This window comes from Ruegeria sp. AB10, assembly GCF_056542745.1.
This window is the reverse complement of the sequence record NZ_JBQGAI010000011.1, coordinates 1-14,660: the sequence shown is the minus strand read 5'-3', so window position 1 is coordinate 14,660 and position 14,660 is coordinate 1. Positions and strand designations below refer to the sequence as shown.

The window sequence follows — 14,660 nt, the reverse complement described above, 5'->3', positions numbered from 1 at the left end:
TCAGATATGCCAGCCGCGCGACGGACTCAAGAGGCTTTTTCAGATTCCGCGCGACTAATGCACCTGACAAACAAGTTGCGCGCGGCGTTGAGTTCTATAAGACACGATTTGGTCAGCACAAAGGACCCCAACCGTGAGCATCCGCAAAAAGATCGCCGACAGCGAAGCCGTTCTGAACTGGGCCGCTCGACGGATTGCGAGCTATATCCGGATGGTCAACCGCAACACAAGCTGGCAGCGCATCGGGTACGAAGAACTGGACCAACTGGTCGAACAGGGTGAACCGGTCATCGTTGTGCTGTGGCATCAGCGGCTGGCGCAATCGCCCTATTTCTTCCCACTGGACAAGGGGCGTATCTGCTCGATCACATCCTCTGCGCGGGCAGGCAGCATGGTCGGACGCGTGCAAAAGCTGTTCGGCATGGACACGATTGCCATGGCCAGCAAACACAAAAGCAACGTTGCCGTGTCACGCGAAGTGCTGGGCAAGATGAAGCAGGGGATTTCCATCGGCATTGCCGCCGATGGCCCGCGCGGGCCGGAACGGGTGTTGTCGACGGTGCCTCTGGTTTGGGCGCGCACCTCGGGCAAACGGGTATTCGGGATCACCTTTTCCGCGCAGCATGGCAGCGAGGCGGGCACATGGGATCGCCTGCTGATGCCCCGGCCCTGGCGCAACAAGGGTGTGTTTCTGTGCCGCGAATGGACCGAAACCGTGCCGCGCAAGGCCTCGGAAGAACAGATCGAAACCCTGCGCCAAAGCCTTGAGCAGCACATGAACGATATCACCGCCGAAGCCGACCGCATGGTCGACCGCACACCGTGGTCGCCCAAGGCTTAGCCGCCCCGCAAACGCTGCATCAGGTAGACCTCGCTGCCCTCGGGAATCGGTTCGGTTAACCCGCTGGCGATCACGCGTCCGTCGATGGCAATGGACACACCCGCATCAATCGGCCCCTGCAGCTGCGGGTGCACCCGTACCAATTCCCGCAACAGTTCGCCGGTGGTTTTGGCCTGAACCTCGACCACCTGCAGGCCCCCGGTCAGAGACCGGAGGCCGGACCAGAGGTGGACCTCAACCATTGTCCTTGAGCGCCGCAAGGATGCGCGGGGGCGACATTGGCAGTTGCCGCATGCGGACACCCGCCGCGTGCGAAACCGCATTGGCAATGGCGGCCAGAGGCGGCACGATGCCCGTCTCGCCCACACCGCGCACACCAAACGGATGGCCGGGATTGGGCACTTCAACAATCACCGTGTCGATCATCGGCAGGTCGCTGGCCACCGGGATGCGATAGTCGAGGAAGATCGAATTCTGCAGGCGGCCGTCGTCGCCATAGATGTATTCCTCGTTCAGCGCCCAGCCGATGCCCTGTGCGGCACCGCCCTGGAATTGGCCTTCCACATAGGTCGGATGGATTGCCTTACCGGCATCCTGAATGACCGTATAACGGGTGACGCTGGTTTTACCGGTTTCCGGGTCAACCTCGGCATCGACGATATGGGTGCCAAAGGACACACCCGCGCCTTCGGGCGTGGCTTCGAAATGGCCCGAGATCGGACCACCGGTCGAACCCATATGTGCGGTAATGTCTGCCAGCGGGCGCGGGTCGAAGTCACCTGCATTTGGGCCCGAAGGCACCGCGCAGCCGTTTTCCCATTTCACAGCTTCGGTTGGAATGCCCCAGCTGGCCGCTGCACGTTCGCACAGTTTCTCGACAGCGTGTCTTGCCGCCTTGATGGTCGCCAGACCCGACGCGTAGGTCACGCGCGAGCCGTGGCTGACGTCGTTATAGCCCAGCGTTGCCGTGTCAGCGATGGTGACACGGATGTTCTCATAGGGAATACCCAGAACCTCGGCCGCCATCAGCGCCATCGAAGCCCGCGAGCCGCCGATATCCGGCGTGCCGACCATCAGCTGCGCCGATCCATCCTCGGACAGGGCCAGCGAAACGCTGGTCTCACCGCCATGGTTGAACCAGAAGCCGCAGGAAATCCCGCGCCCCTGCCCCGGTTTCAGCGGAGCCGAATAGTGCGGATGGGCCTTGGCGGCCTCAAGCGTTTCGACCAGACCGATGCGTTCGTAACGCGGGCCATAGCTGGCCTTGGTGCCCTCATGCGCGGCGTTTTTCAGACGGACATCGATGGGATCGAGGTCAAGCTTCTTGCACAGCTCATCAATCACCGATTCAACCGCAAAGGCCCCCATCGGTGCGCCCGGCGCGCGGTAGGCGGCCTGTTTCGGGCGGTTGGCCATGACGTCATAGCCGATCTGCTTAACATTGGTCACGTTGTACGGCGCAAAGGCGCACATGGCGGTAAAATCACCCGGCGCACCGGGAAACGCCCCACCCTGCAGACGGAAGACGCCCTGTGCGGCGGTAATGGTACCGTCCTTCTTAATCCCGATCTTGATGTCCATCGACGCCGAGGCAGTCGGACCGGTGGCCCGGAACACTTCGGACCGCGACATCACCAGTTTCACCGGACGATTGGCCTTGCGGCTGAGCGCCAGTGCGACCGGTTCGATGAACACGGTGGTCTTACCGCCGAAGCCGCCGCCGATCTCCGATGCGGTGACGCGCAGTTGCGAGGTTTCAATGCCCAGAAGCGCGGCACAGGTTTTCTGCGCGATCCAGTGGCCTTGGGTGGTGCACCACAGCTCACCCTTGCCGTCATTGCCCAGCATCCCCAGACAGGCGTGCGGTTCGATATAACCCTGATGGGTCGCCTCGGTGGCAAAGCTGTCTTCGATGACCAGATCGGCCTCGGCAAAGCCTGCCTCAACATCGCCGTGACCGCTTTCGTGGTACCGCACGACATTCGGATGCATCCCCTCGGGCACGGAATAGTCCGCAGCACCTTCGCGGATCACGGGTGCGTCGGGCGCCATCGCCTTATCCACGTCGGTGACGTGGGGCAGAACCTCGTATTCGACCTCGATCAGTTTCAGCGCGTCACGTGCTGCCAGCGCCGAGGTGGCGGCAACGGCAGCCACCGCATGCCCGTCATACAGCGCCTTTTCCCCGGCCATGACGTTTTCCAGCACGTTCCAGAACTCACCTTCCAGACCGGGCTTGAACGGCACTTCGGCAAAGTCCGCACGTGTCACGACGGCTTTGACATCCTTATGCGCCTCGGCCTTCGAGGTGTCGACTTTCACGATCCGCGCATGGGCGTGCGGCGAGCGCAGGATCGCCCCGTGCAGCATCCCCGGCGCATAAGCATCGGCGCCGAATTTGGCGCGGCCCGTGACCTTGTCCAACCCATCCGGACGATCCGGGCGGGTGCCAACGAAAGTAAACTCAGATTTGCGATCGTCGAGTGCCATTACGAAGCCTCCCGCAGCTCTTCCGCCGTTTCCATGACGGCGCGAATGATCTTGTCATACCCGGTGCAGCGGCAGAGGTTGCCTGCCAGCCAGTAACGGGTTTCCTCCTCGGTCGGGTTGGGGTTCTTTTCCAACAGCGACTTGGCCGCCACCAGAATGCCCGGGGTGCAGATACCACACTGAAGGGCGGCGTGTTCGATGAACTTCTGCTGCAGCGGATGCAGGACGTCGCCATCAGCGATGCCTTCGACGGTTTCGATGGACTTGCCGTCAGCCTCAACGCCCAGCATCAGGCAGGAACAGACAAGGCGGCCATCCACAGTGACCGAGCAGGCACCGCAATCACCGGTGCCGCAGCCCTCTTTCGATCCGGTCAGGTTCAGCTTGTCGCGCAGGCAGTCCAGCAGGGTTTCGCGCGGGTCGCACAGGTATTCGACCGCGTCACCGTTCACGGTGGTGGATACGTGGAACTTGCTCATACGTCTTCTCCCTTGGCGCGGGCATAGGCGATTTTTGCGGCGCGCTTGGCAAGAACACCAGCGACCTCGGTGCGGAATGCGATGGTGCCGCGTTTGTCGTCGATCGGGTTGCAGGCGGCCGAGGCTGCGGCGGCCAAAGCGTCTAGCGCGGCTTCATCCAGCGTGCTGCCGATGATGGCCTTGGCGCAGTCGTCAACCAGCAGAACGGTCGGGGCGACAGCACCCAGCGAGACGCGGGCCTCGGCGATGGTATCCCCCTCAAGACGCAGGTTCACACCAACGCCGACCACGGCAATGTCCATCTCGGTCCGCGGAATGAACCGCAGATAGGCGTCGCCGCCATTCTCACCCCGCGCCGGGATGTTGACAGCCGAAATCACCTCTCCCTTCGCCAGCGACGTCTTGCCGGGGCCGGTGGGGATGTTCTCTACGGCCACCTCTCGGTCTCCGTCCGGGCCAGTCACGGTTACGGTTACACCCGCCGCCACCATTGCAGGCACCGAATCCGCCGCCGGAGAGCCGTTGCACAGGTTGCCCGTCAACGTCGCGCGGCCCTGCACCTGGGTCGAGCCGATCAGGTCCATCGCTTCGACCACGCCGGGCCAGTCGCGGCCGAGCTCGGGGTGCTCGCTCATCTCGGCCCCAGTGGCGACGACGCCCAGCGTCCAACTGCCATCGGTGTTGCGGGCGATGTCGCGCACACCGTCAATTTTCTTGATGTCGATCAGCGTATCGGGCGTCACCAGTTCCGAGCGCAGTTGCACCAGAACATCCGTGCCGCCTGCCAGAAACCGTGTAGTACCCGTCGCATTTGCGGCCAGAGCCGACGCCTCGGCAAAGCTGGCGGGGCTGTGATATTCCATGAAGTTACCTCGCACCTGTTGATCAGGGTAGACTGGGGTTCGCAGGGGACGTTAGTGCAGCAGCCCCCCGGCGTCCATGGCAGGAGCGACCAATTTTCGCGTAACCGGATGTCGTTTCCCGACCTTATTTCAGAGGTCAAGCTCGATCACACCATCCGGCTGTGCCGCGCGGCTTTGACACAGGATGACTGCGTTTTCGCGTTGTTTATTGGACAGCACGAAATCGCGATGTTCGATTTCGCCGGAAACCACACCGCATTTGCAGACCCCGCAGATACCGTCCGCGCATTTCACATCCACGTGAATGCCCGCCTCGTTCAACACCTGTGCTGCATCTTTTTCTGCAGGAACCGCCAGCTCACGGCCCGATCGCATCAGCTTCAGGGTGAACGGGTGATTTTCATAGTCCGGCTGTTCGGGAACCGAGAAATACTCCAGATGCCGGGCGTCCTCGGGGAAGCCTTGCCGCTCCGCCGCCTGCGTGACGCCGTCCATATAGCGGTCCGGGCCGCAGGTGTAGACATGCCAGCCGCTCTGATAGCCGGACAGGATCACGTCCAGATCAGCGCGCGTCCCTTCGTCCGAAAAATGGTAGTGCACGTGATCCGCCCAGGGCATCGCGGCCAGATCGCTCAGATACCCCGCCCCGGCGCGGGTGCTGGCGGAATAGTGCAGTTCGAACGGTTTGCCCAAGACGTGCAGACGATGGGCAAAGGCAACCATCGGGGTGATGCCAATGCCGCCCCCCATCAGAAAGGTCTTGGTGGCGGTCTCGTCCAGTTCGAAATGGTTGATCGGTTTCGAGATGAAAACCTTGCGCCCCTCGTTGAAGATGCGGTGTAGCAGGGCCGACCCGCCGCGCCCTTCATCCTCGCGCAATACACCGATCTGATAGATCGCCCGGTCCGAAGGGTCGCCGGACATGGAATACTGCCGCAGGAATTCCGGCGCGACCAGCACGTCCAGATGCGCGCCTGCCGTCCATTCGGGCAGGGGTGCGCCATCGAGGGTCGATAATTCGTATTTGGTTACATCCGCCGTCATCTTGTCGACCTTGGTCAGTTCGACCCGCATCACCGGCGCGTCTCCGGCGATGGTATAGCGGTGGATCACAGACATATCGCCTGCGGCTTTACGGGCCTTGTATTCATCGGCCGTGACCATTGCCTGATAAGCGGCGATCCCGGCCTCGCGGTCCATCGCAAAGGGATAGGGCCAGGGGTGTGGCGCCAGATAGGCGGGGTAAACGGCCAACGTCTGGTCCTCGTATTTCAGATCCAGTTCGGTTTGCAGACCGCGCCGGTTCAGGGCGTGTTCCGAGGGGCGATAGGCCCCATCCGGCTGCAATTCGATATCCCACCACCATTTCTTGATGTCGTTCAGACCGCCATTGCCCACGGCATCATCCAGCTTTGCCAGCGCAGGCGCGGCTTGGGGGATGTTCATCGCGGCCCAACGGAACGGGCGCTCCTGGAAGATACCTTCCAGATTCCACGGACAGGTCTTCATACAACGTCCGCACATTGCGCCTCCGGGCGTTGTCACCCGGTAGGTGGCGCATTTCTGGCTGTCGGACTTCCAGATTTCATAGCCGTTGAACATCAGCTTCGGCCCGGCGGTGATCGCCCCCGACGGGCATTCGCGCGCGCATTTGTTGCAGGCTTCGCAAAAGGTCTGCAGCCCGAAATCTATCGGCTTGTCATGTGCCAACGGCATATCCGTCGTCACCGCACCGGATTTCAGGCGTGGGCCGAGATAGGGGTTCAGGATGACCTCGCCAATGCGGCTAACCTCACCCAGCCCCGATAGCAGCAGCAGCGGAGGTTGCAGCACCTCTCCATCCATCACCGTATGCGCCTTGGCCTTGTAGCCGACGTTGCGGATCTGCTGCGCGATCACCCCGCCCAGCAGGGAAAAGCGCAGATAGGCGCGCATCGACTGGGCGACGCTGATCCAGTCGTCGCCGCTGGCACCCTCCATCGTTTCATAGCCCTGATCAATGATCATGCTGATGGCCTGATCGTGGGTCGGAGCGATCTCCTCGCCCGTCGCGTCATGGGAATACCACGCCCAGTCCGGGCATCGGCTAAGGCCCACAGCATCGACGCCAAGGAAATAGGTCGCCGCCTTGATATTGGCCGCATTACGGGCAGCATCGGTTGGCAGCGTCGCGTCGGCGCTGTCGCCGTCCTGCAGCAACACGAACGCGCCCAGCGCGCGGCGTTGCGCGCAACTGGGGGCGGCCTTGCGCACATAGTACCCGCCCTTGGCCGCATCCTGCAGATGCTTGCCCATGTCGCCAAACTGCGCCCGCGCGAACATGTCGGCGCGCTTGGGCACGCGGGCGACGTTTTCCTCATCAATATAGGTGGTCGGCTCCTCAACCCGCTTGAGGTTTTCAAACGGATGCGCCCCGTCCACGTAACGTCGCCTGGCGTAAGCGTCACGGTTCATCGCATTCTTTGCGAACCCCGCACCCAGCCACCAAGCAGGCCCCTGAGTACGGAACCACGGCTGCTGCGCCATTGGTTGCAGGGGCTGATCATGGGCGATCTCCATCTCGGTGGTCACGGCGGCCAGACCGAACCGCCTGCCCAGCCACGGGGCGACGAGGTCTCCGTCCTCGACCGAGGCCAGACCCGCCGCTACCGCCAGCCTGCCCAGATCGACTTCGGATGACATTGCCGTATGCGCCCGCGCGTCAAAGCCAAGTAGGCGGATATAGTTGGCGATGACCACCGCGTTCTCGGTCGCCAACAGGCAGGCGCGATGATCCTGCGCGTCGCCGATCCACTCTGCGCCGGGTTCCCCGGGATCAGGATCGCGGTTGTGCTCGTACAGAAAGACGATGGCGTGGCGGTGCGTGCCCATCGGCCTAGGCGCGGCCTCCATGCTTTCCTTGAGGTCAGCCATGATCAGGTCGATCCCCGAGGCCAGCGTCTTGGTTTGCCGCGTTTTCAGCGCATGGGCCAGGCGGTCGATATCAGGGTTGCGACGGGGTTCGGGCAGCATCGCCTCGGGTGGCAGCGGGCCGCACCCCATCATCGAGGCATCATTGAAATAGCCAAACGCCTTGAGGTGATTGGCACGCTGTGATGGATTGGCCGGGATCTCAGAAGCCACCGGGTTCACGAACCCATCGCGGATGGCATCCATCATCGCCTGAAACTCACCCATCGCGTTGACAATGCTTTCGGGCTGATCCGGGCGATGAAAGCTGAGCGCCTGCATCGGCTTTACCGCAGACACGTCTGGTATGGACGCCTGCCGCGCCAGCCGCTCCAGCGGGTATTTGCCCATATGAACCGGCCGGTTCTTGTCCGAGAAAAAGCGGATTCCCATCGTGTGCCTCCTGATGATCAATGTCACCTAATGCGCGCTGGACTGCAAATCCATTCATGACTAGTCATAGATGGTATGAGCAAAACTGATTTCACCGATCTCGACGGCAAGGTCCTGCGCACCTTTCTGATCATCCTCGAGGAAAGCTCGGTCTCAAAAGCCGCTGACCGTCTGGGCGTGACCCAATCGGCGATCAGCCACACGCTGGCCAAGCTGCGGCAGGTGTTGGGTGATCCGCTGTTTGTGCGCTCGGGTCAGGGCCTGACACCGACCGAGCGCGCCCTGTCCCTGAAAGAGCCTGTTCAACAGGTATTGGACGGGATGCGCGCGCTGACCGATGACCGCCCATTCGACCCTCTGGCCGAAGAAATCGGCATCCAGATTGCGACCAACGACATGCCACGCGAGCTGATTTTTCCGCCGCTGCTACGCGCATTGCGGGCCGAAGGCGTCAGGCTGCGATTGGGGTTCATCCCCTCGGGCGTCCCCGATCCGGACCTGCTGCGCAGTGATCGTTGCCAACTGATGCTGACTCCGCTGCCGCCTGATGGGCCAGATATCTTTCAAAAACGTATTCTGATCAGCCCGTTGATGATCTTCTACGATGCTACGCGGCGCACTCCTCCGGTCAGTTGGCAGAGCTATTGCGAAACCGAACATGTCGAGGTGCGCTTTGCCGACGGCCGCAGCTCGCGCGCGGTGATGCGAGGCGTGGATCAGAGCCAGATCATGCCGCCCACCGTCACACTACCGCATTTCAATGCCATCCCGCCCTTTGTGAAGGGCAGCGATCTGATCTCGACCGACACGCTGCTGATGAAGCATGGGCCTTTGGCGGCATTGGACTGCGCGCCGCTGCCGTTCGGGTGTGAGCCGGTTTCGATCTACATGGTCTGGCACCAGCGCTCGACCAACGATCCGGCTCATCGCTGGCTGCGTGATCGGATCGAAGCTGTCGCCGCAGCGTTGCAGGGCTAGGTTACCGTGATCAGAACCGTGCTTTCACGAAATGGGTCAGCGCCGCGCCGATTTCAAAGTAAGCGCGCCGCAGGCCGGTCCAGGTCTCATGGTGCTCCGCAACTGCCGGGATGGGCAGCAGCAACGGATCATCCTGCAGCAGGCTTTCCGCCACAAGGCGGCCAAAAACGGTGCCCGGTCCGATGCCACGCCCGGAATACCCATGCACCGACAGAGCGTTGGGGCCGATCTGCGTGATCTTGGGAATGTGGTCCGAAGTCATGGCAATCCGCCCGTGCCATCCCTCGATCAGCGGCTGTTCGGCCAATTGCGGGAACAGCGCGGCCAGTTTGCGTCTGATCCAGGCGGTATGGGCGGCTCGACCCGCCTGCCCCAGATCACCCATGGCACCGATGATCAGGCGGCCCTCGGCGTCCATGCGGAACGAGGTCATGATCAGGCCGGTATCCCAGCACCCCTCTCCGCCCGTCAGAATACTGGCACGCAGATTGTCCGACAGCGGCGCGGTGGAGAACTGGAAGTAATAGACCGGCACAAATTCCGGGGCGGATGTCTGCAGCCCCTGATGATAGGCGTTGGTGGCCTGAATCACCGATTTCGCACGCACCGTGCCCTGATCGGTTTTCAGCGTCCAGCCACCGTCTTGGTGCTGCATGGACTGCACCGGGCTTTGGGTCGCGATACGTACCCCAGCCTGGGCAGCGGCGCGGGCAAGGCCCCGAACATAGCTGAGCGGCTGGATTGTCCCCGCGCGGGGATCGAACAGAGCGCCCCGGAACGCGGCGCTGCCAGTGCGCTGCGCTGTCTGGTAAGCGGGCAGCAACTCAACCGGAGCACCCGTGGCGGATAGCTGCGCGTGCCGGACCTGCAAATCCCGCAGCCCCCTGGCCGAATGGGCGCAATGCAGGGTTCCGTTCCGCACCGGTGCGCAGTTGATGTCATGCTTGTCGATCAGAGCAAACACATCGCCGGGGGCGGCGGCCAGCAGGTCAATCAGACGATCCCCGGCCTTGTCCCCAAGGTACTGGCGAATGTCGTCGGGCGGCAACCACAGCCCGGCATTCACAAGCCCGACATTGCGGCCCGAACCGCCATGGCCGATCTCATGCGCCTCCAGCAGGCAGACCGACGCCCCGGCCTGTGCCGCCGTCAGCGCGGCGGAACAGCCCGTATACCCGCCGCCGATCACCGCCATGTCAACGGTCACATCGCCGGTCAGAGGCAGGCTTTCGACATGCTCTGGGCAGGTTTTCAGCCAGAGGGGCTGGTTATGGTCGCTCACGCGGGGCTCCTTGAATGTGCGCGGATCATCGGGGCTGGATCAGCCGGTTGCAAGCGCCCTTTGATCGTCGCGGCCCATGGCGATCAGGAAAGGCTGCGCGTCCTGTTGTGCCTGAAACGCGGCCTTGCCGGACATGCCGTGCCAGTCGGCCAGAACCAGCGATTGCGCCACCGCACCGCCCAGAGTCGCGCCCGGACCTGTCACAATGAACAAGTCAGGCGCAAATTCACGCGCTGCGGTCTGGATCGCGCGGGTAAAGTCATAGGCCTCGGTCACCTGATGGCCCAGCGTATAATCCCAAAGCGCCTGCGTGTCCGTCGCGCCCGGCCACCAGATTTTTCCGCGCCCGTCGATCAGGGGGCGTTCGGGCTGGCCAAACATCTCGGCGCCCAACCGGGTCCGCCCTTCGGCCGCAACGGGGGCCTGCAACGCGGTGTGAAAGGCCGCGTGATTGGGAAGCCGCATCGGGAAGCGGTCCTGTATTGTGGGGTGCGCAGCCTCGAACGCCTTGAGGCCTGCCTCATTCCCCGCAAGAACCAGCATCCCACCCAGATCAATGGACAGCGCCAGATCACACCCGTCAGACGCGTTGATCCGCACAACATCGGCCAGCAAGTCAGCTTTTTGGGCGGCATTGTTTTCCCAAGTGTCACCCACAAACGGATAGACCAGTTGCCCACCGATCAATTGGTCCTGCATCAGCGTGCCCATCGTGTTCACCACGCGGAACCCGTCCTGCGGTGACAGGGCACCACCTGCGGCCAGGGCGATGTACCACCCCATCGAATTGCCGGTGACCGCGACCACGTCGATGTCTTCAGCAATAGCCTGCGCATCTGCCAGCGAGGCCGCATAGATCAGGGGTGATGCCACGTCACCTCGGGAATACCTGCTGACCGTATAACGGCTGGCGCCGTCCAGCGCGGCGACGGCCTCCTGCGCCGCCTCGGCGCGGATGGCGTCAAAGCTGTGAAACAGGTCCATCCGCTGCGCATGATGGCGGTGGAGATAGCCCAACTCGGGCTTGTTATAGGTGCCCCGCCCGGGGCAGATCACAACGGCAGTGCGGGTCATGAGCGGCCTCCGGTCAGAGCCAACGCAGCGGCGACAATGCCATCTTTCGATGGCAGCGGTGCGGCATAGGCCGGGCCCGTGGCAATAAAGCAATCCTCGGCCACGACACGCGCGGTTGGGGTATCGGGGCTTTCCTCGGCGAAGAACGTCATCAGCGCCTCGGACTGGCTGCCGGTGCGACGGCATTCGTCCACGACCAGAACATGCCTGCAGGGTTTGGTGGCCTCGCGCAGCGCGTCGACCGGCAGCGGCGCGAGCCAGCGCATGTCGATGATCCGGGTTTTCACGCCAGCGGCCTCCAATTCGGGCAGGGCCTGCCGAGACAAGTAATGTCCGTTGCCATAGGTCACGATGGCCAGATCGGTGCCATCCCCATGCACGCCAACCTCGCCCAGCGCAATCCGCCGATCCGGCGAGGGATAGGTCGTCATCCACCCGCCATCCTGCGCGCCCTGCAGGTCTCGCATCGGGTAGAGGGCAATGGGCTCCAAAAATACCACCACCCGCTGCTCTTCCCGCGCCAGCCGCACGCATTCGCGCAGCATCTGCGCTGCATCCGCCCCGGTAGAGGGGCAGGCGATGATCACCCCCGGAATATCCCGCAGCACAGCCAGAGAGTTGTCGTTGTGGAAATGCCCGCCGAACCCTTTCTGATAGCCCAGCCCCGCAATCCGCAGCACCATCGGGTTGGTGAACTGGCCGTTCGAGAAAAACGGCAGCGTCGCGGCCTCTCCCCGGATCTGATCCTCGGCATTGTGCAGATAGGCGAGGAACTGGATCTCGGGGATCGGAATGAAGCCGTTATGCCCCATCCCAACCGCCAGCCCCAGAATGGACTGTTCGTCCAGCAGAGTGTCGATCACCCGGTCCGGGCCGAACCGCTGCTGCAGTTTCTGGGTCACGCCATAGACGCCGCCTTTGCGGCCCACGTCTTCGCCCATACAGACGACTTCACCGTGCTCCAGCATCAGATCGGTCAGCGCCCAGTTGATCAGGCGGCTCATGGGATGAGGATCATCCATCGCGCGCATGTCCCCGCCAAAGGCTTTGGACCGGACCTCGGCGCTGGGGCCATTGGTGGGTTTGCAGGGACGTTTCGGCGGGATCAGGCTGGCCATCACCTCGGCGGCATTACCCAGATGCGGGCGGGTTGCCGCCTCGGCCGCGATACGATCGGTGCGGGCGCAGGTGTCTACGTAGATTTTCAGCGCTTCCGCAGGTGACAAAGCACCCGCCTGTTCCAGCAGGCGCACGCTGTGCAGCAGAGGATCGTTGGCCTCATCGGCTTCGACCTCGGACTTCGACAGATAGGTGGTCGGCACATCCGCCCCCGCATGACCATAAAGACGCACGGTTCTCAGGTGCAGGAAGGCGGGTTTGCGGCGCGTGCGCACATAATCGGCGGCCTCCTGCGCCACAGCATAGGTTTCATAGATGTCCAACCCATTGGCCTGAAAATACTTTATCCCCGGACGATGCTCCATCGACGCCTGTATCCAACCCTTGGGCGTTTTGACCGAGATACCGATCCCGTTATCTTCGCACACAAACAGCAGAGGCAGCGGCGTGGATTGCACGCTGGTCCACCCGGCGGTGTTGATCGCCCCTTGCGCGGTGGAATGGTTGGCCGAGGCATCCCCAAAGGAACACATCGCAATCCCGTCCCCGGGCAGTTCCCGATGTTCAGGATCATGCCGTCGGGCCGCACCCAGGCTATAGGCCGCACCAACGGCCTTTGGCAGATGGCTGGCGATGGTCGAGGTCTGCGGCGGGATCATCAGCGCCTTTGACCCCAACACCTTGTGCCGACCGCCTGAGGTTGGGTCTTCTTTCGAGCACGCGAAGCTCAGCAACATGTCCCAGGCGATCTGCTGGCCGGGCACCTGCTCGGCCCGGGCGATCTGAAACGCCGCGTCGCGGTAATGCAGGAACGCGATGTCGGTCGGGCGCAACGCGTGCGCCACCGCGGCCATCCCCTCATGCCCGGATGAGCCGATCGTATAGAACCCCTGCCCCGCTTTCTGCATCGCCCGGCTTGTCCGATCCAGCGCCCGGCTGAGAACCTGAGACCGGAACAGCGAAACAGCGGCGGTTTTGCTGAGACCCGACTGCGGGGTCGCACCGTCGGGAAAGTCACCTTTCGCAACTCGGGTCAGGAAATTTTCGTGAACGATCTGAGCGCGATCCATGGCCTGTTCCCCGGTCTTCATGTCTTCAGGTGGGCGATTTCATCTTGGATAGCACGCGGTTTCCTGACCGGTCACCCAAAAGAAAAGCCTGTATGTGTATCGGGCTGGCGCCCGGCAAATGCCAGTGATATTCCATTCGAAAGGTATGAGGATTCATCATATGATCGCGCCGCGCCGGTTCCTGCCCTCGATCCCCTCTTTGTTGGCGCTTGAGGCCGTCGACCGCCTTGGCAGCGCCTCGGCCGCAGCCAACGAGCTTTCCCTGACGCAAAGTGCAATCAGCCGTCAGCTCAAGTCGATGGAGGAGCAACTGGGCGTGGACCTGATCCAGCGCAGCCAGATGCGGTTGCACCTGACACCGGCGGCGAAAGAATACGTACAAGTCGCGCGCACGGCGCTGAACCAACTGGCACAGGCGTCCCTGAAACTGAAAGCAAACCCCACCGGAGGATCACTGAGCCTGTCAATCCTGCCCGCTTTCGGTATGCACTGGCTGGCCCCGCGCCTGCAGGATTTCGCGCGCCGCCACCCGGAGGTCACGGTAAACCTCAACACCCGCCTGCGGCCATTCGATTTCGACGCCGAACATTTCGACGCCGCGATCCACTTTGGCCAGCGTGACTGGGCCGGTGTGAACTACTTGCGCATCATGCGTGAAGACGTATTGCCGGTGTGTTCACCCGACCTGCTGCCCGATGACGCCGATAACATCAGCTGGCTGACAGATGCCCCCTTGCTGCACCTCGAGACGCGCCCCGACGCTTGGGAAAGATGGTTCGCCGCGCAAGGCCATGAGATCACCGGCATACGCGGCATGCTGTTCGACCAGTTCTCGACCATGGGGCAGGCAACGATTCACGGGCTGGGCGTGGCATTGCTGCCCAGCTACCTGATCGAGGCCGACTTGGCGGCGGGTCGGCTGGTGCCGGCCTGGCGCGGCCCTGGGGTGAGCCTTGGGGACTTCTATCTTGTCTGGCCGCAATCCCGCGCGGAATCCGAACCGCTCAGATCGTTTCGCGGGTGGCTGCAAGGGCAGATTGATCAGGCACCGCACCTGTAAAACAGTATTGAAAGACCCTGCGCGGCCTACGGCCTTGCGTCCTGCGGACGGCGGGGGCCAGG

At 62.6% G+C, this 14,660-nt stretch carries 11 protein-coding genes; 3 read left to right on the top strand and 8 right to left on the bottom strand.

The features are described from left to right. Positions 1 to 133: 133 nt before the first annotated feature. Entirely contained in the window at positions 134 to 841 is a 708-nt protein-coding gene (locus tag ACR0NT_RS16725; RefSeq protein WP_170674524.1) for a DUF374 domain-containing protein, read from the top strand. Here the strand turns inward: ACR0NT_RS16725 and ACR0NT_RS16720 are convergent. The 5 genes from ACR0NT_RS16720 to ACR0NT_RS16700 form a co-directional block, all read right to left on the bottom strand. After that, positions 838 to 1,083: a MoaD/ThiS family protein gene (locus ACR0NT_RS16720; protein ID WP_170447620.1), complete on the bottom strand. Its 246-nt coding sequence runs from the start codon at positions 1,081 to 1,083 to the stop codon at positions 838 to 840. The two genes, ACR0NT_RS16725 and ACR0NT_RS16720, sit on opposite strands and share 4 nt — an antisense overlap. Continuing rightward, a complete protein-coding gene (locus tag ACR0NT_RS16715) occupies positions 1,076 to 3,331 on the bottom strand; it encodes a xanthine dehydrogenase family protein molybdopterin-binding subunit (protein WP_170674522.1) in 2,256 nt (751 codons plus the stop codon). The genes ACR0NT_RS16720 and ACR0NT_RS16715 overlap by 8 nt, the downstream gene beginning before the upstream one ends. Beyond that, positions 3,331 to 3,810, bottom strand: a complete 480-nt coding sequence (locus ACR0NT_RS16710; RefSeq protein WP_170674520.1) for a (2Fe-2S)-binding protein — start codon at positions 3,808 to 3,810, stop codon at positions 3,331 to 3,333. The genes ACR0NT_RS16715 and ACR0NT_RS16710 overlap by 1 nt, the downstream gene beginning before the upstream one ends. Beyond that, a complete protein-coding gene (locus tag ACR0NT_RS16705; RefSeq protein ID WP_170674518.1) occupies positions 3,807 to 4,673 on the bottom strand; it encodes an FAD binding domain-containing protein in 867 nt (288 codons plus the stop codon). Before ACR0NT_RS16705 ends, ACR0NT_RS16710 begins: the two co-directional genes overlap by 4 nt. A 129-nt stretch (positions 4,674 to 4,802) precedes the next feature. Beyond that, the gene (locus ACR0NT_RS16700; RefSeq protein ID WP_170674516.1) at positions 4,803 to 8,015 is read right to left on the bottom strand and encodes a reductive dehalogenase; all 3,213 of its coding nucleotides are present in this window, start codon (positions 8,013 to 8,015) and stop codon (positions 4,803 to 4,805) included. Positions 8,016 to 8,090: 75 nt separating this feature from the next. On the opposite strand from ACR0NT_RS16700, the gene ACR0NT_RS16695 reads away from it, so the two are divergent. Further along, positions 8,091 to 8,993 (top strand): LysR family transcriptional regulator, encoded by a 903-nt coding sequence (locus ACR0NT_RS16695; protein WP_170674514.1) that lies wholly within the window; start codon positions 8,091 to 8,093, stop codon positions 8,991 to 8,993. 10 nt (positions 8,994 to 9,003) lie between these two features. Here ACR0NT_RS16695 and ACR0NT_RS16690 read toward each other — a convergent pair whose 3' ends face one another. The 3 genes from ACR0NT_RS16690 to ACR0NT_RS16680 are packed head-to-tail and all read right to left on the bottom strand — an operon-like array spanning position 9,004 to position 13,538. Continuing rightward, the gene (locus ACR0NT_RS16690; protein ID WP_480443407.1) at positions 9,004 to 10,275 is read right to left on the bottom strand and encodes an NAD(P)/FAD-dependent oxidoreductase; all 1,272 of its coding nucleotides are present in this window, start codon (positions 10,273 to 10,275) and stop codon (positions 9,004 to 9,006) included. 39 nt (positions 10,276 to 10,314) lie between these two features. Further along, a complete protein-coding gene (locus ACR0NT_RS16685) occupies positions 10,315 to 11,349 on the bottom strand; it encodes an ACP S-malonyltransferase (RefSeq protein WP_170674512.1) in 1,035 nt (344 codons plus the stop codon). Continuing rightward, on the bottom strand, positions 11,346 to 13,538 hold the full coding sequence (locus ACR0NT_RS16680; RefSeq protein ID WP_170674510.1) for a thiamine pyrophosphate-dependent enzyme: 2,193 nt from the start codon (positions 13,536 to 13,538) through the stop codon (positions 11,346 to 11,348). The genes ACR0NT_RS16685 and ACR0NT_RS16680 overlap by 4 nt, the downstream gene beginning before the upstream one ends. Before the next feature lie 160 nt (positions 13,539 to 13,698). Here ACR0NT_RS16680 and ACR0NT_RS16675 point away from each other — a divergent pair, with 160 nt between their 5' ends. After that, complete coding sequence (locus tag ACR0NT_RS16675; protein ID WP_170447605.1) at positions 13,699 to 14,598, top strand: LysR substrate-binding domain-containing protein; 900 nt, start codon at positions 13,699 to 13,701, stop codon at positions 14,596 to 14,598. Positions 14,599 to 14,660: the final 62 nt, after the last annotated feature.